General features: G+C 66.4%; 17 protein-coding genes and 3 pseudogenes. 15 read left to right on the top strand and 5 right to left on the bottom strand.

Annotation, left to right across the window (positions count from 1 at the left end; all coding sequences use genetic code 11):
- Window positions 1–8: 8 nt before the first annotated feature.
- The gene (locus tag M0765_RS00335) at window positions 9–587 is read right to left on the bottom strand and encodes a carboxymuconolactone decarboxylase family protein (RefSeq protein WP_258501285.1); all 579 of its coding nucleotides are present in this window, start codon (window positions 585–587) and stop codon (window positions 9–11) included.
- A gap of 123 nt (window positions 588–710) precedes the next feature.
- Between M0765_RS00335 and M0765_RS00330 the strand changes: the two genes are divergently transcribed.
- Together M0765_RS00330 and M0765_RS00325 are read left to right on the top strand one after the other, a co-directional pair.
- Window positions 711–1049 carry a winged helix-turn-helix transcriptional regulator gene (locus tag M0765_RS00330; RefSeq protein WP_258501283.1) on the top strand — a complete coding sequence of 113 codons (339 nt, stop codon included), beginning with the start codon at window positions 711–713 and terminating at the stop codon, window positions 1047–1049.
- 197 nt (window positions 1050–1246) lie between these two features.
- Window positions 1247–2344, top strand: coding sequence for a cation:proton antiporter (locus tag M0765_RS00325; RefSeq protein ID WP_258501357.1), 1098 nt, complete (start codon window positions 1247–1249; stop codon window positions 2342–2344).
- A 30-nt stretch (window positions 2345–2374) separates the two neighbouring features.
- Here the strand turns inward: M0765_RS00325 and M0765_RS00320 are convergent, their stop codons facing one another.
- The gene (locus M0765_RS00320; protein WP_258501356.1) at window positions 2375–3052 is read right to left on the bottom strand and encodes a response regulator; all 678 of its coding nucleotides are present in this window, start codon (window positions 3050–3052) and stop codon (window positions 2375–2377) included.
- 162 nt (window positions 3053–3214) lie between these two features.
- Between M0765_RS00320 and M0765_RS00315 the strand changes: the two genes are divergently transcribed.
- The 4 genes from M0765_RS00315 to M0765_RS00300 all read left to right on the top strand — a co-directional run bounded on the left by M0765_RS00315 (window position 3215) and on the right by M0765_RS00300 (window position 9602).
- The gene (locus M0765_RS00315) at window positions 3215–3592 is read left to right on the top strand and encodes a hypothetical protein (RefSeq protein ID WP_258501355.1); all 378 of its coding nucleotides are present in this window, start codon (window positions 3215–3217) and stop codon (window positions 3590–3592) included.
- 94 nt (window positions 3593–3686) lie between these two features.
- Window positions 3687–5015, top strand: a complete 1329-nt coding sequence (locus M0765_RS00310; RefSeq protein WP_258501353.1) for a TolC family protein — start codon at window positions 3687–3689, stop codon at window positions 5013–5015.
- A gap of 15 nt (window positions 5016–5030) precedes the next feature.
- On the top strand, window positions 5031–6413 hold the full coding sequence (locus M0765_RS00305) for an efflux RND transporter periplasmic adaptor subunit (protein ID WP_258501352.1): 1383 nt from the start codon (window positions 5031–5033) through the stop codon (window positions 6411–6413).
- 9 nt (window positions 6414–6422) lie between these two features.
- Window positions 6423–9602 (top strand): CusA/CzcA family heavy metal efflux RND transporter, encoded by a 3180-nt coding sequence (locus M0765_RS00300; RefSeq protein ID WP_258501351.1) that lies wholly within the window; start codon window positions 6423–6425, stop codon window positions 9600–9602.
- On the opposite strand, the gene mog is transcribed toward M0765_RS00300, so the two are convergent.
- Together mog and yjgA are read right to left on the bottom strand one after the other, a co-directional pair.
- A complete protein-coding gene (gene mog / locus M0765_RS00295; RefSeq protein WP_258501349.1) occupies window positions 9592–10176 on the bottom strand; it encodes a molybdopterin adenylyltransferase in 585 nt (194 codons plus the stop codon). The two genes, M0765_RS00300 and mog, sit on opposite strands and share 11 nt — an antisense overlap.
- Before the next feature lie 118 nt (window positions 10177–10294).
- Window positions 10295–10950, bottom strand: a pseudogene (gene yjgA / locus M0765_RS00290) (ribosome biogenesis factor YjgA).
- A 103-nt stretch (window positions 10951–11053) separates the two neighbouring features.
- Between yjgA and pmbA the strand changes: the two are divergent.
- The gene (gene pmbA / locus M0765_RS00285) at window positions 11054–12424 is read left to right on the top strand and encodes a metalloprotease PmbA (protein WP_258501348.1); all 1371 of its coding nucleotides are present in this window, start codon (window positions 11054–11056) and stop codon (window positions 12422–12424) included.
- A gap of 13 nt (window positions 12425–12437) precedes the next feature.
- Here the strand turns inward: pmbA and M0765_RS00280 are convergent, their stop codons facing one another.
- The gene (locus M0765_RS00280) at window positions 12438–13229 is read right to left on the bottom strand and encodes a fumarylacetoacetate hydrolase family protein (RefSeq protein ID WP_258501347.1); all 792 of its coding nucleotides are present in this window, start codon (window positions 13227–13229) and stop codon (window positions 12438–12440) included.
- Window positions 13230–13434: 205 nt separating this feature from the next.
- Here M0765_RS00280 and M0765_RS00275 point away from each other — a divergent pair.
- The 8 genes and pseudogenes from M0765_RS00275 to M0765_RS00240 form a co-directional block, all read left to right on the top strand.
- Window positions 13435–14357 (top strand): annotated as a pseudogene (locus tag M0765_RS00275) (AraC family transcriptional regulator).
- On the top strand, window positions 14354–15304 hold the full coding sequence (locus tag M0765_RS00270) for an AraC family transcriptional regulator (RefSeq protein ID WP_258501345.1): 951 nt from the start codon (window positions 14354–14356) through the stop codon (window positions 15302–15304). The pseudogene M0765_RS00275 and the gene M0765_RS00270 overlap by 4 nt, the downstream one beginning before the upstream one ends.
- A gap of 13 nt (window positions 15305–15317) precedes the next feature.
- Entirely contained in the window at window positions 15318–15767 is a 450-nt protein-coding gene (locus M0765_RS00265; protein ID WP_258501344.1) for a nucleoside 2-deoxyribosyltransferase, read from the top strand.
- Window positions 15713–15847: a hypothetical protein gene (locus M0765_RS29355; RefSeq protein ID WP_258501343.1), complete on the top strand. Its 135-nt coding sequence runs from the start codon at window positions 15713–15715 to the stop codon at window positions 15845–15847. The genes M0765_RS00265 and M0765_RS29355 overlap by 55 nt, the downstream gene beginning before the upstream one ends.
- A 175-nt stretch (window positions 15848–16022) precedes the next feature.
- Window positions 16023–17300, top strand: a complete 1278-nt coding sequence (locus M0765_RS00255) for an ABC transporter substrate-binding protein (protein ID WP_258501341.1) — start codon at window positions 16023–16025, stop codon at window positions 17298–17300.
- A complete protein-coding gene (locus M0765_RS00250) occupies window positions 17297–18175 on the top strand; it encodes a carbohydrate ABC transporter permease (RefSeq protein WP_258501340.1) in 879 nt (292 codons plus the stop codon). The genes M0765_RS00255 and M0765_RS00250 overlap by 4 nt, the downstream gene beginning before the upstream one ends.
- Window positions 18157–19007 (top strand): annotated as a pseudogene (locus M0765_RS00245) (carbohydrate ABC transporter permease). Before M0765_RS00250 ends, M0765_RS00245 begins: the two are co-directional and overlap by 19 nt.
- 32 nt (window positions 19008–19039) lie before the next feature.
- The coding region (locus M0765_RS00240) for an ABC transporter ATP-binding protein (RefSeq protein WP_258501338.1) at window positions 19040–19863 on the top strand (824 nt) is incomplete at its 3' end.

Below are 19863 nucleotides of genomic sequence, written 5' to 3'. Positions count from 1 at the left end.
GCCTGGCCTCACCAGCGTGCGGCCCATTTTTCAAGCGGCACGCGCGCCGCGTTGCACACGTAGCTCACGGCGTGGTACCAGCCCGCAAGCATCATCAGCTCGATGAGCTGCGGTGGGCTCCAGTGGGCGCCCAGAGCCTCCCACAGCGCGTCGTCCACATGGCTGGTGTCGTGCAGCTGATCGACCAGCTGAACCAGCAGGCGGTCCCGGGGTGCGAGCAGTTCGAGGTCTTCGGTGACCGAGGCCATCACGCGCCTGTCGGTGGCGCTGAAACCGGCTGCATCGCCAAACGCCGCGATGTGCACACCCCATTCGTACTCCGCGCCGCAGCGCGCGCACACGCGCGTGATCACCACCTCGCGGTCGCGCAGGTCGATTGCGGCTTTGCGGCCGAGAAGATAGCGGCCGAGTCCCAGCGTGCGCTCGGCCAGTTCGGGGTTGATGGCCAGCACGCGGAACAGCGCTAGAACTTCTGCTCTTCCGGGCGGGTTCATTCGCGCCAGCAGGTCGGCAATCGGTTCGGGGTAAGGCGCTTCGAGCGGCCGGATGCGGGGCGCGCTGTTGTCTGTTGCCGCGAGGGTCGTCATGGTCGAATCCTTCGTAGAATGCGGTTCAAATCGCTACGAAAAGCGTAGCGACGTTTGCAGTCTATCGCTACGAAATGCGTAGCGCAAGAGAAGCCCAGGACCTGATTTTTTGAAACTCGCCTCATGAGCAAAGCCGAAGCCCCGCATGAACCAATGGCCCCTGCTGCATCGCGCCGACCGGTGATGCGGCTGCTCGAGCAACTGGGCCGCAAGGGCACGCTGCGCATCTTGTGGGAACTGCGCGATGGCATGCCGCAAAGCTTCAGGGCCTTGCGTGTGAGCACGGGTGACATGTCGCCCTCGGTGCTGAACGACCGGCTCAAGGAACTGCGCGCGGGCGGCATCGTTGCGCTGGCCGACGCGGGCTACGTGCTGACCGAATCGGGCGGTGAACTCGTCAAGCGGCTCAAGCCGCTCAATCAATGGGCCGATCGTTGGTTCGAAGCGTCTGAACAAAACTAACATCGCGTATTCCCCTTCACCCGCGCTCTGGTCCATGTCCGCCACCTCTCTCCTGCTGCAACTCATCGTCATCCTGAGCACAGCGCGCATCTGCGGCTGGGTGCTTCGCCACGTGGGCCAGCCGAGCGTGGTCGGCGAAATGGCGGCCGGCCTCATGCTCGGGCCGGTCGTCATGGGGGCGCTGTTTCCTTCGCTGCATGCGCAGCTTTTCCAAGAGCCACCTCGAGGGGCTGTCGTCGCTTTCGACGGTGGGCCTGGTGCTCTTCATGTTCGTGGTGGGGCTCGAACTGCGGGCCGCGCAGGGCGTGCGCGCGCAGCTGAAGGCCGCCGGCTACGTGGGGGCGCTCAGCGTTGCCGTGCCGATGGTGCTGGGCATTGCAATCTCGCCGGCCTTGCATCCGTCGCTGGCGCCGGCGGGGGTGGGCTTCTGGCCGTTTGCGCTGTTCATGGCAGCGGCGCTTTCGATAACCGCGTTTCCTGTGATGGCGCGCATCCTGAAAGACCGCGGGCTCACGCGCACGCCATTCGGCCAGCTTTCGCTGAGCGCGGCGGCGGTGGTCGACGTGTTCGCGTGGATCTTGCTGGCGCTGGTGGTGGCCCTCGCGGGCGCGGGCGAGGGCTACACCGGCCTGCTCAAGACCACGGCAGGCGTGGTCGTGCTGCTGGCTGTGCTGTTCTTCGGCATGAAGCCGGCCTTCGCATGGCTGCTGCGCACGCGCGCGCCCAACGGCGAGCCTTCGACCACCATGATGGCCTCGCTGATGATCGGCCTCCTGGTGTGCGCACTGGCAACCGAATGGCTGCACCTGCATGCCGTGTTCGGCGCCTTCCTGTTCGGCGCCTGCCTGCCGCGCGACGACCGTTTGCTGAATTCGCTCACCGAGCGCATCGAGCCGATTTCCATCGTGGTGCTGATGCCGCTGTTCTTCGCGCTGGCGGGGCTGGGAACCACCGCCAATGCCTTTACGGGCGCGAGCGTGGGCGCAATGCTGCTGATCGTCGGCGTGGCCACCATCGGCAAGCTGGCCGGTGGGGCCATCGGCGCGCGCATGGCGGGCTACGGATGGCGCGACAGCCTTGCCACCGGTTCGCTCATGAATGCGCGCGGGCTGATGGAGCTCATCGTGATGAAGATCGGCCTGGACGCCGGCTTGATCGGGCCCGAGCTCTTCACCATGCTGCTGGTGATGGCGCTGGTGACTACCGCGATGACGGGGCCGCTGATCAACCTGGTGATGGGCCGCACCAAGGCGCCCGCCGCCGCAGACGAAACGCCGGCCCGCGCAGAGCCCTAGTCAACAGCGGGTACGGCCCAGCATGCGTGTTCAAGGCCAGGAACGGTCTTCGAGCACGTAGCCGCTGCCGCGCACCGTGTGCAGCAGCTTCAGGTCGAAAGGGTCGTCGATCTTGGCGCGCAGCCTGCGAATGGCCACCTCGAGCACGTTGGTGTCGCTGTCGAGCGTGCTGTCCCACACTTCTTCGGCGAGCGTGCTGCGCAAGACGATATGCCCCCTGTTGCGCAGCAGCACCGCCAGCAGCGCGGACTCCTTTGCCGTGAGTTCGATGCGCCGGTGGTTGCGAACGCACTTGCCGCTTGCAAGGTCGAGTTCCAGGTCAGCCAGCCGGAAGGTGGTCGGCTCGTTCGGCTTGCCGCGTTGAACCAGGATGCGTACGCGCGCCAGCAGCTCCGGCAAGGCGAAGGGCTTCACCAGGTAATCGTCTGCGCCCAGCCGCAGGCCGTTCACCCGGTCTTCGACCTTGTCCCGCGCCGTGAGCACCAGCACGGGCACGGTGCTGGTCCGCCGCAGCGCGCGCAGCAGCGCAAAGCCGTCGGCACCGGGAAGCACCGCGTCGAGCAGGATCAACGCGTAGTCGTGCTGCGCGGAAAGGTAGCGGCCCTTGGCGCCATCGCGCGCAATGTCGACTGCGTACCCGTTTTCCTCCAGGCCCTTCTTCAGCTCATCGCCGAGCTGGGGCTCGCCCTCAATGACCAGAATTCGCATCGACGGATGTTAGTTGGGGGTGGGTGGAAGGCGGGTGCGAACCTGTCGTTTCGAACGACGGACTGGGCGCCGGCCCCGTGTCATACATTGCGCCGCGGGCCTGCGACTCGAAGGGGCAATGCAGGAGCCGTGCCACGTGCCGCCGATATACTTTTTGGAACCATGCGCCGCTGGCTCCAGATCTTCTTGCTGTTCCTGCTGCCGTTCCAGTTCAGCTGGGCGGCATCTGCGGCGTATTGCCAGCACGAGCGCGATGTGCAGCCCCGCCATTGGGGCCACCATGAGCACCCGTCCGAGGCGGGCAGCCACGGCGGTACCCGTGCCGACGACACGCAGAAGAGCCCGGGCACGCAACCCAACGCCGTGCTCGGCGACTGCGCGGCCTGCCACCTGGGCCATGCGCAGCATCTGCCGTCAGCGGCAGAGCAGGGGCAAGGCCTGCCTGCGCTCGCGCGGGCATTGCGTGTCATGCGAGCGGAGCACTTTGTCTCGCATATCTCCGAAGTGCCTGTGCGCCCTGCAAGACCTCTCGCCGCTTGATTCGGCGAGAGACAACCCTTACCCCTGATACCCCGCATCAGCTGAGCTCTCGCCGAATTCCCTCGCCCGTTGTTTTGCAACCCAGGAGAATTCGATGCGCACGCTCTTCGTGCCGCTGGCCGTCATGGCCTTGGCGGCGCCCCCGGCATTTTCACAAACCGATGCCGGTTCCAATCCTTCGCCGCTGCTGCGGCAGGCTGCTGCAAGAACAGTGGAGCCCGCGGGCCCGCTGGACCTGCGCAGCGCCATCGCGCTCGCACAACGGGCCAACCCCGGGCTTTCGTCCGCCGCGCGCGAGCAGGAGGCCACCGATGCCGCCGTGCTGCAGGCGGGCGCATGGCCTAACCCCGTGCTCGAGGCGCAGGTGGAAGACCTGCGCCGGGGCAACCGCACCACCACGCTGCTGCTGAGCCAGCCCGTCGAGCTGGGCGGCAAGCGCGCAGCCCGCGTGGCGGCGGCCGAACGTGCGCGCGACCAGGCCGCATCGGCGTTGCTTGCGCGGCGTTCGGAGCTGCGTGCATCGACCATCACGCTGTTCTTCGACGTGCTGGCTGCGCAGGAGCGCCTGCGGCTGATGCAGGATTCGTTGGGCCTTGCGCAAGCGGCCACCCGCGCAGCCGCCAACCGCGTGGCGGCGGGCAAGGTTCCGCCGCTCGAAGAGACGCGCTCGCGCGTGGCAGAGGCCGGCATCCAGGTCGAACTGCAGCAGGCCGAGGGCGCATTGCGCTCGGCGCGCCGCCAGGTCGCCGCGCTGTGGGGCAACCCCGATCCGCGCTTCACGCAGGCAGAGGGTGCGGTCGATCGGCCGCCGCCGCTTGCACTGGCGCAGGACGTGGAGAGGCGGCTTGCCGCGGCGCCCATGTTGCGCCAGGCACGGCTCGAGGTCGAGCGGCGCCAGGCGCTTTCGCAACTGGAGCAGGCGCGGCGCGTGCCCGACGTCACCGTGTCGCTCGGCGCCAAGCGTGTGCCGGCCGACGAAGGCATGGGCAGCAGCAACGGCCGCAACCAGGTGGTGGTGGGCGTGTCGGTACCGCTGCCAATCTTCGACACCAACCGCGGCAACGTGGCCGAGGCGTTGAGCCGCGAAGAGAAGGCGCGGGACGACCTTGCCGCGGCCGAGCTGCAGCTGGGTGCCGATGTGGCGCAAGCCACCGAGCGCCTGCGTTCGGCGCGCGCCGCCGCCGAGACGCTGCAGCGCGATGCACTGCCCGGCGCCGAGGCCGCCTACAAGGCTGCCGCCAAGGGCTTCGAGTTCGGCAAGTTCAGCTTTCTCGAAGCGCTCGATGCGCAGCGCACGCACTTCCAGGTGCGCAACCAGTACCTGATGGCCGTGGCCGACGCGCATCGCGCGGCCAGCGAGCTAGACCGGCTGCTGGGCACCGAGGCCGACGAAACCCCGCGTACGGCGGATGCCGCACGCTGACAAGGAAACCACATCATGAATACGGAAGAGCGAAACACGCCCGCGGGGCGCATCGGCAAGAAGCAATGGATGGCGATCGTGGTCGTGCTGGTCGCCGGCATCGCCGCAGGCGCGCTGATCTTGCGTACCGCGCCGGCCAAGCCTGAAGGCTTGGGGCATTCGGAAGCGGCCGAGCATGCCGAGGGCGAGCACCATGAGGAAGAAGGCAAGGGAGAAGAGAAGGACCACGGCCATGACCATGACCACGGGCATGGCCACGCCTCCGGCGAGGACGGCAAGGAAGAGAAGAAGGGCGAGCACACGGAAGGGCACAAGGAAGAGCACAAGGAAGGGCGCAAGGAAGGGCGCAAGGAAGGGCGCAACGAACAGGAGGGAAAGATCGCCTTCACCGACGAGCAGATCAAGGCCGCGGGCGTGGCTGTGGAGAACGCCGGCCCCGCGCGCATCAAGTCGTTGCTGCAACTGCCGGGCGAGATCAAGTTCAACGAGGACCGACTCGCCCACGTGGTGCCGCGCGTGGGCGGCGTGGTCGAAAGCGTATCGGCCAACCTTGGGCAGGAAGTGAAGCGCGGCCAGGTGCTGGCCGTGCTCTCCAGCCCGGCGCTGTCGGAGCAGCGCAGCGAGCTGCAGACGGCGCAGCGCCGGCTCGAGCTGGCCCGCACCACCTACCAGCGCGAGAAGAAGCTGTGGGAAGAAAAGATTTCTGCCCAGCAGGACTACCTGCAGGCGGAGCAGGCCATGCAGGAGGCGCAGATTGCCGTGGCCAACGCCAACCAGAAGCTGCTGGCGCTGGGCGCCACGCCGGCCTCGTCGGCCCTGGGCCGCTACGAGCTGCGCGCACCCTTCGACGGCATGGTGGTCGAAAAGCACATCTCGCTCGGCGAAGCGGTGAAGGAAGACGCCAGCGTGTTCACCATTTCCGATCTTTCGACCGTGTGGGCCGAGATCAGCGTGGCCGCCAACCAGCTGAACCTGGTGCGCATCGGCGAGCCGGCGACCATTCGATCGAGCGCCTTCGAGCAGGCGGCCAGCGGCACGGTGTCGTACGTGGGCTCGCTCATCGGCGCGCAAACGCGCACGGCCACTGCGCGCGTCACCCTGACCAACCCGCAGCGCATGTGGCGGCCAGGGCTGTTCGTGAACGTGGAGCTGGTTTCGTCCGAAGCGAACGCCCCAGTGGCGGTGTCGGCCGAAGCCGTGCAAACGGTGGAAGACAAACCGACCGTGTTCCTGCGAGTGCCAGGCGGCTTTGTGCCCCAGCATGTGCAGACCGGCCGCAGCGACGGCCAGCGCATCGAGATCGTGGGTGGCCTTGCGCCCGGCGCAGCCCATGCGGGCAGCGGCAGCTTCGTCGTCAAGTCGCAGCAGGGCAAGAGCTCTGCCACGCACACCCACTGAGGACGCCGCATGTTCGAACGAGTCATCCGGTTTTCCATCGAACAGCGCTGGCTGGTGTTGCTGGCCGTGCTCGGCATGGCCGCGCTCGGTATCTTCAGCTACCAGAAGCTGCCTATCGACGCCGTGCCAGACATCACCAACGTGCAGGTGCAGATCAACACGGCCGCACCGGGCTATTCGCCGCTCGAGGCCGAGCAGCGCGTGACCTATCCCATCGAGACGGTGATGGCCGGCCTGCCCGGCCTGCAGCAGACGCGCTCGCTTTCGCGCTACGGCCTTTCGCAGGTGACGGTGATCTTCGAGGACGGCACCGACATCTACTTTGCGCGCCAGCTGGTGAACGAGCGCATCCAGTCGGCGCGCGAGAGCATGCCGGCCGGCATCTCGCCGGTGATCGGGCCCATTTCGACCGGCCTCGGCGAGATCTATCTCTGGACGGTGGAGGCAGACGAGGGCGCAAGGAAGGCCGACGGCACGCCCTACACGCCGACCGACCTGCGCGAGATCCAGGACTGGATCATCAAGCCGCAGCTGCGCAACGTGAAGGGCGTGACCGAGATCAACTCCATCGGCGGCTACGCCAAGGAGTTTCAGGTTGCGCCCGATCCCGCCAAGCTGCTGGCGCACGGCCTCACCATGACCGAGCTGGTCACCGCGCTGGAGCGCAACAACGCCAACGTGGGCGCGGGCTACATCGAGAAGCGCGGCGAGCAGTACCTCATTCGTGTGCCGGGGCAGGCCAAGTCGGCCGAAGACATCGGCAACGTGATCCTGGGCAACGCCAACGGCATTCCGCTGCGCGTGCGGGATGTGGCCGAAGTGGGCATCGGCCAGGAACTGCGCACCGGCGCCGCCACCGACAACGGCCGCGAGGTGGTGCTGGGCACGGTGTTCATGCTGATCGGCGAGAACAGCCGTACCGTGTCGCAGGCGGTCGATAAAAAGATGCAGGAGATCAACCGCACCTTGCCCGCCGGGGTGAAGGCGGTCACGGTGTACGACCGCACCGTGCTGGTCGACAAGGCCATTGCCACGGTGAAGAAGAACCTCTTCGAAGGCGCGGTGCTGGTCATCGCGGTGCTGTTTCTCTTTCTCGGCAACATCCGCGCGGCGCTCATCACGGCGTTGGTCATTCCGCTGTCGATGCTGTTCACCTTCACCGGCATGGTGAACCAGAAGGTCAGCGCCAACCTCATGAGCCTGGGCGCGCTGGACTTCGGCATCATCATCGACGGGGCGGTGGTGATCGTGGAGAACTGCGTGCGGCGCCTCGCGCATGCGCAGGCAAAGCTCGGGCGGCCGCTCACGCGCAGCGAGCGCTTCCATGAAGTGTTCGCGGCCTCTCAGGAGGCGCGCCGACCGCTGCTGTTCGGCCAGCTGATCATCATGATCGTGTACCTGCCGATCTTTGCGCTCACGGGCGTGGAGGGCAAGCTGTTCCACCCGATGGCTTTCACCGTGGTGATTGCGCTGCTGGGCGCGATGATCCTGTCGATCACCTTCATTCCGGCAGCCGTGGCGCTCTTCATCGGCAACAGGGTGAGCGAGAAGGAAAACCGCCTGATGCAGTGGGCCAGGCGCGGCTACGAGCCGCTGCTGGCGCGCGTGATGACGGCCAAGCCGCTGGTCATCACCATGGCTTGTGTCGCGGTGGTGCTTTCGGGCCTGCTGGCCACGCGGCTGGGCACGGAGTTTGTGCCGAGCTTGGGCGAGGGCGACTTTGCGGTGCAGGCGCTGCGTATACCGGGCACCAGCCTCACGCAGTCGGTCGAAATGCAAAAGCAGATCGAACGCACGCTGAAAGAAAAGTTTCCGGAGATCGAGCGCGTGTTCGCGCGCACCGGCACGGCCGAGATTGCGTCGGACCCCATGCCGCCGAACATCTCCGACGGCTACATCATGCTGAAGCCCGAGAGCGAGTGGCCGGCGCCTCAAGGTGCATCTCGCCGCACTCGCGCCGAGCTGCTGGCCGCAGTGCAGGAAGAGGTTGAAAAGCTGCCGGGCAACAACTACGAGTTCTCGCAGCCGATCCAGCTGCGCTTCAACGAACTGATCTCGGGTGTGCGCAGCGACGTGGCCGTGAAGATCTTCGGCGACGACATGGCGGTGCTGGACAAGACGGCGGCCGAGGTGTCGGAAACGTTGAGCAAGATCTCAGGTGCCGCAGAAGTGAAGGTCGAGCAGACCACCGGCCTGCCGATGCTCACCGTGAACATCGAACGCGACAAGACCGCGCGCTACGGCCTCAACGTGGGCGAGGTGCAAGAGGCGATTTCCATTGCAGTGGGCGGCCGCGAGGCGGGCACGCTGTTCGAGGGCGACCGGCGCTTCGACATCCTCGTGCGCCTGCCCGAAAACCTGCGCACCGACCTGGAGGCGATCAAGCGCTTGCCGATCGCACTGCCCAGGGGCGCTGGCGCCGAGGCTCAGCAGCGCACCAGCTTCATTCCGCTGGGCGAGGTGGCAACGCTGGAGCTTGCGCCGGGCCCCAACCAGGTGAGCCGCGAGGACGGCAAGCGCCGCATCGTGGTGAGCGCCAATGTGCGTGGCCGCGACCTCGGCTCCTTCGTGGCCGAGGCCGAAGAGGCCATGCGCAAGGTGAGCATTCCGCCGGGCTACTGGACCGCATGGGGCGGCCAATACGAAAACCTGGCCTCGGCCACCGAGCGGCTGCAGGTGGTGGTGCCGGTGTCGCTGCTGCTGGTGTTCACGCTGCTGTTCGCGATGTTCGGCAACCTGAAGGACGGCTTGCTGGTGTTCACCGGCATTCCGTTCGCGCTCACGGGCGGCATCGTGGCGCTGTGGCTGCGCGGCATACCGTTGTCGATTTCGGCGGCGGTGGGCTTTATCGCGCTTTCGGGCGTGGCGGTGCTCAACGGGCTGGTGATGATTTCGTTCATTCGCAACCTGCGCGAGGGCGGGTTGCCGCTCGATGCGGCAATTCGCGAAGGTGCGCTCACGCGGTTGCGGCCGGTGCTGATGACAGCGCTGGTGGCTTCGCTGGGCTTCGTGCCGATGGCGATTGCCACCGGCACCGGCGCCGAGGTGCAGCGGCCGCTGGCGACGGTGGTGATCGGCGGCATCCTGTCGTCGACTGCTCTGACGTTGCTGGTGCTGCCGCTGCTGTACCGCATGGCGCACCGGCGCGACGAGGAAGCCGGGCGCGAAGCCCGGGTTCTCAGTTCCTGATGGCCGACTTCGGCCGGAAGGCCTTGCAGACCGAATCGTCGGTCTCCAGGTACGGCCCGCCGATCAGGTCGATGCAATAGGGCACCGCCGCGAAGATGCCCGGCACGAGCTGCTTGCCGTCGGCATCCTTCAGCCCTTCGAGCGTTTCCGCAATCGACTTCGGCTGCCCCGGCAGGTTGATGATCAGGCTCTTGTCGCGGATGACCGCCACCTGACGCGACAGGATGGCCGTGGGCACGAAGCGCAGGCTGATCTGGCGCATCTGTTCGCCGAAGCCGGGCATTTCCTTGTGGGCCGCGGCCAGCGTGGCTTCTGGCGTTACGTCGCGCAGGGCCGGGCCGGTGCCGCCGGTGGTCAGCACCAGCGAGCAGCCGGCGTCCACCAGCTCGATCAGTGTGGCGCTGATGAGCGCCGCCTCGTCGGGAATGAGCCGCGCTTCGAAATCGATCGGGTTCTTCAGCGCGCGGCCGAGCCATTCTTTCAGCGAAGGCAGGCCCTTGTCTTCGTAGGTGCCGCTGGAGGCGCGGTCGCTGATGGAGACGATGCCGATGCGGATGGAGTCAGGTGTGCTCATGGTGTTGATCCTTCCCCTTCCGGGGAAGGTTGGGATGGGGGCAGCCAGGGTGCCTGATGGATGCGCCGCTTGCCCCCACCCCGGCCCTCCCCGGGAGGGAGGGAGAAAGGCAAGTGGCTCATGCGTCCTCTTCCCGGTCCTGCGCGGCGGCCGCCGCAGCGTGGTCCGCACCGCCATGCACCGCCAGCTGCGCACGCACCAGCTGGAAGATCTCGCGGTAAGCCTTGCCCTGTCGCGGCGCTTCGCCCGGCGGGCCGGCCTTCAGGTCCTTGCGGGCCTGGCGCACCAGGGCGCGCAGCTGCTGCGAATCGGTGCCGGGGTGGGTTTCGATCCAGCCGCCCAGCGCGTCGTCGTCGGCAATCAGCCGGTCGCGCCAGCGTTCGGCCTCGTGCAGGGCGGCGGCTTCGGCCGCGGGCACGGTGTTCTGCTCGGCCAGGGCCTGCTTCACGGCCTCCAGCACTTCGGGCTCGAGCTTGCGCATCAGCTTGCCGATGAACTGCATCTGGCGGCGCTTGCCCTCGAAATTGGTGATGCGCTTGGCCTCGGCCACGGCGTCGATCAGCTTTTCGTCCAGCGGCAGCGCGTCGAACAGGCCGGCGCGCAGGCCGAGAAGTTCGGTGCCCAGCTTTTGCAGTTCGTCGCTTTCGCGCTTCAGGTCGGTACGGCTGGCTTCGTCGGTGCCCTTGAGCTCGCGCTTGAGCTCCAGGTCGAGCTCGCTGCCTTCGGCAACGAACTGGCCACGGACGAAATAGCCTTTTTGGGTTTGCGGGACATGGGGTGGATTCTGGGCCGCCACGTGCAGCGTTGCAACGCGTGCAATGCAAATGGGCGAGCCGGGGAAACGGAAAATAGGGGGCGCAAGTATCATAGCCACCACATGACGACATCTTCCTCGCGCGCCGATTCCGGCTTCGCCTACAGCCGCTCCTTCTTCGAAAACCTGGTCGACTCGGCCCTGGCCCACGCCAAAAAGCTCGGTGCAACCGATGCCGGCGCCGAGGCCTCCGAGGGCTGCGGCCTCAGCGTCTCGGTCCGCAAAGGCGAGCTCGAAAACGTGGAGCGCAACCGCGACAAGTCGCTGGGCATCACGGTCTACGTGGGCCACCGCCGCGGCAACGCCAGCACCTCCGACTTTTCGGAGGCCGCCATCGCCCAGACCGTGCAAGCGGCCTACGACATTGCCCGCTTCACGGCCGAAGACCCGGTGAGCGGCCTTCCCGACGAGGAAGACATTGCCAAGGACCACCCCGAACTCGACCTGTTCCATCCCTGGGACGTGACGAGCGAGCAGGCCGCCAAGCTGGCGCTGGAATGCGAAGCCGCGGCGCTTTCGACCGACAAGCGCATCACCAACAGCGAAGGCGCGGGCGTTTCGGCCCAGCAGAGCCACTTCTTCAGCGCCCACACGCACGGTTTTCGCGGCGGCTACGCCAGTTCGCGGCATTCGATTTCGGTTGCACCCATCGCCGGCAAGGGCGACGACATGCAGCGCGACTCCTGGTACAGCTCCATGCGCTCGGCCGACGAGCTGGCCAGCCCGCAAGCCGTGGGCCGCTACGCCGCCGAGCGGGCGCTGAGCCGGCTGAAGTCGCGCAAGATCAAGACCACCGAATGCCCGGTGCTGTTCGAGTCGCCGCTGGCCGTGGGCCTGTTGGGCGGGCTGGTGCAGGCCGTGAGCGGCGGGGCGCTCTACCGCAAGAGCACCTTCCTGCTCGATTCGCTCGGTAAACCGGTGCTGCCCAAGCACGTGGACGTGGCCGAAGACCCGCACATCCCGCGCGGCAAGGGCAGCTCGCCGTTCGACGACGAAGGCGTGAAAACCCGCGCGCGCAAGGTGGTGGATGCCGGCCGGCTCGAAGGCTACTTCCTGTCGACCTATTCGGCCCGCAAGCTCGGCATGAAAACCACCGGCAACGCCGGCGGCTCGCACAACCTCACGCTGAGTTCGCGCCTCACCAAGGCCGGCGACGACCTGGACGCCATGCTCGCCAAGCTGGGCACGGGCCTCTTCGTGATCGAGCTGATGGGGCAGGGCGTGAACTACGTGACCGGCGACTATTCGCGCGGTGCCAGCGGCTTCTGGGTCGAGAAGGGGCGCATCGCCTTTCCGGTGCAGGAGATCACCATCGCCGGCAACCTGAAGGACATGCTGATGGGCATCGAGGCCATTGGCGCCGATGCCTACACCTTCGGCGCCAAGACCACGGGCTCGGTGCTGGTCAACCGCATGAAGGTGGCCGGCAGCTGAGCCGGCCAATTCCTCAGACGATCCGGACCGAAAGGTTCGGCAGCCCGTCGATGTGGATCTCGATCACGTCGCCGCGCACCACAGGGCCCACGTTTTCCGGCGTGCCCGAATAGATGATGTCGCCGGGCATCAGCTCGAACGCCTGCGACAGGCGGCTGATCTGCTCCGCCACCGACCAGATCATGTGCTTGAGCGTGGCGTTCTGCTTGGTCTGGCCGTTCACCTTGAGCCAGATCGACCCGTCGGTGTAGTGCCCGACCTTCGCCACCGGATGAATCGGGCCGATGGGCGCCGAATGGTCGAAGCTCTTGCCGATTTCCCAGGGCTTTTTCTGGTCGCCCATTTCGCGCTGCAGGTCGCGGCGGGTCATGTCCAGGCCGAGCGAATAGCCGTAGACCAGCCCCAGCGCATCCGCGGGCGCGATGTTGCGGCCGCCCTTGGCAAGGGCCACGACCAGTTCCACCTCGTAGTGATAGTTCTTGGTGAGCGTCGGGTACGGATGGTCGGCCACGGTGCCGGGCATCACGACCTGGATCGCGTCCGCCGGCTTCTGGAAGAAGAACGGCGGCTCGCGGGTCGGGTCGGAGCCCATTTCGCGCGCGTGGGCCGCATAGTTGCGGCCGATGCAGTAGATGCGCCGCACCGGAAACGCCTGCTCGCTGCCGACGATCGGAACCGTGGTCTGCGCAACCGTGAAGGGCGTTTGCGGCGCCCGCGATGCGCCGGCCGGCAGGGCGCAACCGGCAACTGCGCCGGCCGCCATGGCGGCAGAGCCGGCCAGCAGCCCGCGTCGTGAACTGGACATGATTTTTGTCTCCTGAGTCTTTTGTTGGGCGATGAAAACCGGCCGAGGCCAGCCGGGCCATTCTGGAGCGCGCTGGCGCGGCGCTACCGCACGCATCTACGCAAAAACAGGACGCAAACAACACCCGCCGCCGCTCGGCAGGCCCGGGGCAAAGGCTTACCATCGCGCCATGTCGGCCCTTCAATCCAGCCTTCGCCTCTACGGCATGCAGGAGCGCGCGAACCATCTCGACTTCGACATCCGCTTCGAAGGCGCGCGGGACGTGCTGGCGCGGCCGCACCGGCACGAGTATTTCCAGATCCAGGTCAGCATCCATGGCGGCTCGCAGCAGGTGGTGGGCGGGGCGGTGCGCCCGTTCACTGCCGGGCACCTGAGCTTTGTGCTGCCCTACCGCGTGCACGTGGTGCCGCACCCCCCGGCGCCCGCTATGCCATCGTGAACTTCGACCAGGGGTTTCTCTGGCCCGAGCTGCCGGTCGAGGCGCTCGACCTCGAAGAGGTGCCCGTGTCGCGCCAGCCCGAGCTCGCGCCCTTCCTGTTCCAGGAGTACATGGACTTTCATTTCGGCGACGCCGATTTCGCGCGCATCCTCGGCTGGCTCGAAGAGCTTGCCGTGCTGAACCGCGAGCGGCGCTTCGGCAGCGTGGGCGCGATCCGCGGCATTCTGCTGCAGCTGATGGGCCTGGCCTGCAGCCGGCACGAGGCGCAGCTGCTCGCGCAGGCCGCGCTGCGGACCGGCCGCTGCTCGAGCCGCGATGCGCTCCAGCGCGTGATGCGCTATGTGCGCGAGCACCTGGGCGAAGAGATGTCGCTCAACGATGCCGCCGCGGCCGCCATGCTGTCGCCCAACTACCTTGCGCACCTGCTCAAGAAGCAGACCCACCGCACCTTCACCGAACTGGTGACCGAACGCCGCCTGGAGCGCGCGAAGGAACTGCTGCTGACGTCGAACGCGCGCATTGCCGACATCGCGCGGCAGTGCGGCTTTGGCGACGCGGTGTACTTCAGCCGCCGGTTCAGGTTGCGCAACGGCGTGACGCCGCGGCAGTTTCGCAGCCAGGCCGATGCCGGGCTTGGCAAGGCGACAGGGCCTGACAGGCAAGCAAGCCACCCCCGAGAGATGCCATGAGCAGACACCACACCGCGCGAAAGCCGGAACTCGAACATGAACTCATGCGCGATCCGCGGCTCGGATTCGAGCCGGCGGGCGGGAGCTCCGTGCGCTGCCTGCAGCACGGCGTGCCCTGGCCGTTCGACTGCTGGCACTACCACGACGAGTACGAACTGCAGATCATCAACCGCAGCAGCGGCGATGCCTATGTCGGCAACCACATCGGACGCTTCGAGCCCGGCTACGTGGCGCTTGTGGGCGGGCGCCTGCCGCACACCTGGATCTCGGACGGCGTGCCGCCCGAGGGCATTGCCGATCGCAGCATGGTCATTCATTTTCGCGACGAGCCGCTGCGCAAGGGCGTGGGCTTGTTCCCCGAGCTGGAGGCGGTGCTGCCGATGCTCGACCGCGCGAAGCTCGGCGTCGAGTTCTTCGGTGTCGGCGAGCGTGTGCGGGAGCGCTTTGCGCGTGTTCAGGCGCAGGAGGGTTTGGCCCGGCTGTCGGAGTTCATCGGCCTGCTGCACGAGCTCGCCAACTGGGAAGACTATCGCCAGATTTCGAGTGCCGCAGGCCCGCTGGGCGAAGACCCGAGCGCCAACTCGCGCATGCGCCGCGTGCTCGACTACCTCGACCAGCACCTCACCGAAGACCTCTCGCTGCCGGCGGTGTGCGCGGTGGCCAACATGGCCGAAAGCAGCTTCTCGCGCTACTTTCACAAGCACATGGGCAGCACGTTCACCGACTTCGTCACCCGTCTGCGCATTTCGAAAGCTTGCGAGATGCTGCAAGTGTCCGACCGGCTGGTGAGCGACATCTGCTATGAGGTGGGCTTTTCGAACCTCGCCAATTTCAACCGGCGTTTTCTTCAGCTCAAGGGCATGACACCCTCGGCTTACCGGCACCAGGCGCAAGACCGGTTCGGACTTCGCACGGCGCAGAACACGCCGGTTGCTGCCGTGGCTTGAAAATGCGCAGTCCATGAAAGAAGACCCTCAACCCCCGTCACGCCCGCGCATCTACCTGGCGGGGCCGGACGTCTTTCGCCCCGACGCGCGGGACCACTTCGTGCGGCTTGCAGCGGCCTGCGAGGCGCTGGGGCTTGCGGCCCTGCTGCCGGCCGACGGCAACGAGGAGCTGAGCGCCGAAGCTCCCGAAAAGCGCATCTACGAGGCCAACATGCTGCGCCTTCGCGGTGCCGACGGCGTGGTGGCCAATCTGGCGTGCTTTCGTGGACTGGAGCCCGATTCGGGCACGGTGTTCGAGGTTGGCGCCGCGGTGGCGCTCGGCATTCCGGTCGCATCTACGGCGTTCCGGAAGGCAGCTATGCGGACCGCGCCAGGTCCGCCTTGCCATGCGCGGTCGATCCGGCCGGCGTGCTGCGCGAAAACGGCAGCGGCATTGCGGTCGAGGACTTCGGACAGCCGCTGAACCTCATGCTGGCCTGCTCGATCCACATTGCGCCGACGCCCGAGGCGGCGTTGTCGAAGATGGCGGAACTGCTCGCCTGATACAACCCTGACCCCCGGCAAAACCCCGAGCCGGCTGGTCATAAAAATATCAGTCAACCGGTCTGCGTGTACGCAGCGCCGGGCATCGGCTGCATACGCTTCGTCCCTCCTGCTTCTGCCGTCCACGCGCCGGCAAGTTGCCGGCAATCCACAACAAGCCACTAGGAGACGAACGATGTCGACTCGAACCACACGCCGCATCACGGCCGGCACCATGCTGCTGGCAGCGCTGGCCACCTGGGGTCAGGCGCAGGCCCAGGTCTGCAAGGAAGACGTGCGCGTGCTGTCGCAGCCCCGCGACGGCCTGACCCTGCTCGAAAAGTACAAGGACGAGTTCAAGAGCCTGAGCGGCGCCTCCTTCAGCATCGACAACCTCAACGAGAACGACCGCCGCACCAAGACGCGCGCCGACGCTTCCACTGTCGGAAAGTACAACGTGTACTACGTCGACGAGGCCAATGTGCCGCTGTTCGCGCAGTCGAAATGGATTGCGCCGCTAGCGAAGTACTACCCGGCCGACTACGACTACGCGGACTTCGACCCCGGCCGGCAGAAGGTGGCCACCTTCGGCGGCGAGGCCTGGTTCGCGCCGCTCACCGGTGGCGGCGACCTGCTGGTGTACCGCAAGGACCTGCTCGAAAAGGCCGGCATCAAGCCACCGGCCACGCTGGAGGAATTTGTCGCCGCCGCGAAGAAGCTCAACGACCCCGCCAACGGGATCTACGGCGTGGCCTTGCGCGGCCAGCGCGGCTCGGGCGCCAACGTATGGCGCTGGATGCCGTTCTTCCGCGGCAACGGCGGCCAGTGGTTCGACGGCGACAAGCCGGTGTTCAACTCGCCTGCGGCGGTGAAGGCCACGCAGACTTATCTCGAACTGTTCAAGTATTCGGCGCCGGGCACGAAGACCGGTGGATGGGACGAGTCCACGGGCGCATTCCTGGCCGGCAAGGTGGCGATGCTGATCGAATCGACACCGCTGGCGGGCAACGCGCTCGACCCGAAGATGTCTACCGTGATCGGCAAGGTGGCCTACCTGCCGCCGCCTTCGCCGCTGACCGGCGGCGGCTACGGCCACGGGCTGGCCATCGGCACCAAGGCCAACAAGACAGAAGAGGCGAAGAAGTGCGCGGGCCTGTTCATCGCCTGGGCCACCTCCAAGAAGAACGAGCAGCGTCGCCTTGCCGAAGGCCAGTTCGGCGAACTGAACCGCACCAGCGTGCTCGGCAGCCCCGAGTTCGCCAAGCGCTACGGCGCCGACCTGGGCAAGGCGCTGGCGGACACCGGCAAGCTCACGGCGGTGAACTTCTGGCAGGACGCGGCCTGGCCCGACCTGGGCGACCGCTGGGGAATCATTCTCGAAGAACTGATCACCGGTTCGCGCAGCGACATCAAGGGCGGGCTGGACGAACTCGACGCCTACGCCAGGCAGCTGATCGCGCGACGCAAGAAGTGAAGAAGACAAGGCGCAACAAGACAAGGCTCCCGGCCGTCTTCATCGGGCCGGGGCTGCTGGTGCTGGCGGTTCTGGCGCTGGTTCCCACGCTGTTTGCCATCGTCATCTCGCTGCAGGACCGTGAGCTGGGGCAGGCCGATTCGAGCTGGGTGGGGTTGTCGAACTATGTCCAGCTGTTTTTGGACCGGCGCTTCCTGAACTCGGTGGGTGTGTCGCTGACGTGGGAAGTGCTGACCGTCAGCGCCACCATGGGCCTGGCCGTGCTGCTGGGCGTGCTGCTCTTCCAATGCGCGACACCGCGCTGGCGCAACGTGCTGTCGATGCTGTTCATCGTGCCGGTGCTGCTGCCGCGCGTGTCGGCCGCCTTCGTATGGAAATTTGCCTTCCATCCGTTGTTCGGCCTGTTGACCTGGCCGTACAAGGCGATTACCGGCGAGCCGCTGGACCTGCTTGCCAGCCCGGTGACGGCGCTGCTGACCGTGGCCTTCGTGGACGTGTGGCAGTGGGGGCTGTTCTTTGCCGTCATCGTGCTCAAGCTGCTCGAAACGCTGCCGCCGCAACCTTTCGAGGCCGCGCGCATGGACCATGCGAAGACGTGGGAGGTCTACGCCTACGTGGCGTTGCCGATGCTGAAGGCGCCGCTCATCAGCCTGACCTTCGTGAAGATGGTCGAGTCGCTGCGCGCGTTCGACCTGATCTACGTGATGACGCGCGGCGGGCCCGGCATTTCCACAGAAACGCTGGACATGTACGCGTTCTCGCAGGGCTTCATCGAGTCGGGCCGCATTTCGTACGCCTCGAGCATGGCGGTGCTGATGATGGTCGCCTCGACCGTGGCATTCACCTACATCTGGAAATGGACGCGACCCTCGTGAACAAGAAGAAGCCGTTCTCCCTTGGCACGCTGCTCGCGCGCCTGGTGCTGGTGGGCGCGGGGCTCTCGGCGCTGGTGCCGGTGCTGTGGACGTTCATCAACTCGTTCAAGAACCGGGTGGACATCGTCTCGGCGGTGCCCAAGTTCGTCTTCACGCCGACACTCGAAAACTACCTCTACGTGCTTGGCCGCGATTCCGTGGCCAGCGGGTTGGTCAACTCGCTGGTGGTGGTCGGCTCGGCTGTGGTCATTGGCGCAGTGCTGGGGCTGCCTGCCGCCTATGCGCTGGCGCGCTATCCGCTGCGCTGGGCCAACGACATCCAGTTCTTCGTCTTGTCGATGCGATTCCTGCCGCCGGTGGCTGTCGCCATTCCGCTGATGGTGATCTGGCTGCAACTGGAGCTCTACGACACCCGCATTGCGCTCATCGTGACCTACACGCTGCTCACGCTCTCCACCGTGATCTGGCTGGCGATTCCGGCTTTCAAGGCGGTGCCCAAAGAGGTGGAGGAGGCCGGCAGGGTCGACGGCTACGGGCCTTACGCCATCTTCTTTCGCGTGTCGCTGCCGATTGCAGCTCGTTCACTCATCAGGGCCATTGCCTTCGGCTTTGTGCTGGTGTGGAACGAGTTTCTCATTGCGCTGATGCTCACCACCTCGGACGCCAAGACGCTGCCCATCGTCGCCTCGAGCTCAGCCAGCTGGGGCGCGACGTGCCCTGGGGCATTCTGAATGCCTCCGTCATCCTGCTGTCGCTGCCGCCGCTGTTGATGGTCGGGGTGCTCAGCGGCTTTCTCAACGCCGCGTTCAAGCGCAAAAGGGACGGCGCATGAGCCGGGCCGATCAACTTTCCGGAAGGCAGACCATGTCCGCGATCAGCTGCAACAACATCATCAAGCGCTACGGCGACACGCAGGTCGTGCACCAGTTCGACCTGGAAGTGTCGGACAACGAGTTCGTCGTGTTCCTCGGGCCTTCGGGCTGCGGCAAGTCGACCATCCTGCGCATGCTGGCGGGGCTGGAAGAAATCAGCGACGGCGACCTGCTGATCGGCGGCCGGCGCGTGAACGACCTGCCGCCGCAGGAGCGCGGCATTGCCATGGTGTTCCAGAACTACGCGCTTTATCCGCACATGACGGTGCGCGACAACATTGCCTTCGGCCTCAAGCGCTTGAAGGTGCCCAAGGCCGAGATCGACAGCCGCATCAAGGAGGTGTCCGACACGCTCGGGCTGGAGCGCTATCTGCAGCGCAAGCCGGCGGAACTTTCGGGCGGCCAGCAGCAACGCGTGGCGATTGCGCGCGCCATGATCAAGACGCCCAAGGTCTTCCTGTTCGACGAGCCGCTGTCCAACCTCGATGCCAAGCTGCGCAACCACATGCGCATCGAGATCGCCCGGCTGCACCAGGCACTGAAGACCACCACCGTGTACGTGACGCATGACCAGCACGAGGCGATGACGCTGGCCGACCGCATCGTGCTGCTGCGCGACGGAAGCATCGAGCAGGTGGGCTCGCCCAAGGAGATCTTCGAACGGCCGCGCTCGGCCTTTGTGGCCGGCTTCATCGGCACACCGCCGATGAACCTCGTCGAGATGGCGGTCAGGGACCTTGGCGGGCGCTGCGAGCTGAGCGGCCGGGGCGGCAGCGTGCAGGTGGACGCGCGCCGGTTCGCGCTCGAGGGGCGCGA

This window comes from Variovorax sp. S12S4, from assembly GCF_023195515.1.
Lineage (GTDB): Bacteria > Pseudomonadota > Gammaproteobacteria > Burkholderiales > Burkholderiaceae_C > Variovorax.
Note: the sequence above shows the minus strand (reverse complement) of the source record. Positions and strands in the feature narration are given on the sequence as shown.

What these genes read in the sequence shown, in the direction of transcription:
- mog (WP_258501349.1), bottom strand. Translation starts at nt 10,176, where the DNA reads ATGAGCACACCTGACTCCATCCGCATCGGCATCGTCTCCATCAGCGAC.
- M0765_RS00330 (WP_258501283.1), top strand. Translation starts at nt 711, where the DNA reads ATGAGCAAAGCCGAAGCCCCGCATGAACCAATGGCCCCTGCTGCATCG.
- M0765_RS00325 (WP_258501357.1), top strand. Translation starts at nt 1,247, where the DNA reads ATGCGCAGCTTTTCCAAGAGCCACCTCGAGGGGCTGTCGTCGCTTTCG.
- M0765_RS00280 (WP_258501347.1), bottom strand. Translation starts at nt 13,229, where the DNA reads ATGTCCAGTTCACGACGCGGGCTGCTGGCCGGCTCTGCCGCCATGGCG.
- pmbA (WP_258501348.1), top strand. Translation starts at nt 11,054, where the DNA reads ATGACGACATCTTCCTCGCGCGCCGATTCCGGCTTCGCCTACAGCCGC.
- M0765_RS00310 (WP_258501353.1), top strand. Translation starts at nt 3,687, where the DNA reads ATGCGCACGCTCTTCGTGCCGCTGGCCGTCATGGCCTTGGCGGCGCCC.
- M0765_RS00270 (WP_258501345.1), top strand. Translation starts at nt 14,354, where the DNA reads ATGAGCAGACACCACACCGCGCGAAAGCCGGAACTCGAACATGAACTC.
- M0765_RS00320 (WP_258501356.1), bottom strand. Translation starts at nt 3,052, where the DNA reads ATGCGAATTCTGGTCATTGAGGGCGAGCCCCAGCTCGGCGATGAGCTG.
- M0765_RS00265 (WP_258501344.1), top strand. Translation starts at nt 15,318, where the DNA reads ATGAAAGAAGACCCTCAACCCCCGTCACGCCCGCGCATCTACCTGGCG.
- M0765_RS00305 (WP_258501352.1), top strand. Translation starts at nt 5,031, where the DNA reads ATGAATACGGAAGAGCGAAACACGCCCGCGGGGCGCATCGGCAAGAAG.
- M0765_RS00255 (WP_258501341.1), top strand. Translation starts at nt 16,023, where the DNA reads ATGTCGACTCGAACCACACGCCGCATCACGGCCGGCACCATGCTGCTG.
- M0765_RS00300 (WP_258501351.1), top strand. Translation starts at nt 6,423, where the DNA reads ATGTTCGAACGAGTCATCCGGTTTTCCATCGAACAGCGCTGGCTGGTG.
- M0765_RS00315 (WP_258501355.1), top strand. Translation starts at nt 3,215, where the DNA reads ATGCGCCGCTGGCTCCAGATCTTCTTGCTGTTCCTGCTGCCGTTCCAG.
- M0765_RS00335 (WP_258501285.1), bottom strand. Translation starts at nt 587, where the DNA reads ATGACGACCCTCGCGGCAACAGACAACAGCGCGCCCCGCATCCGGCCG.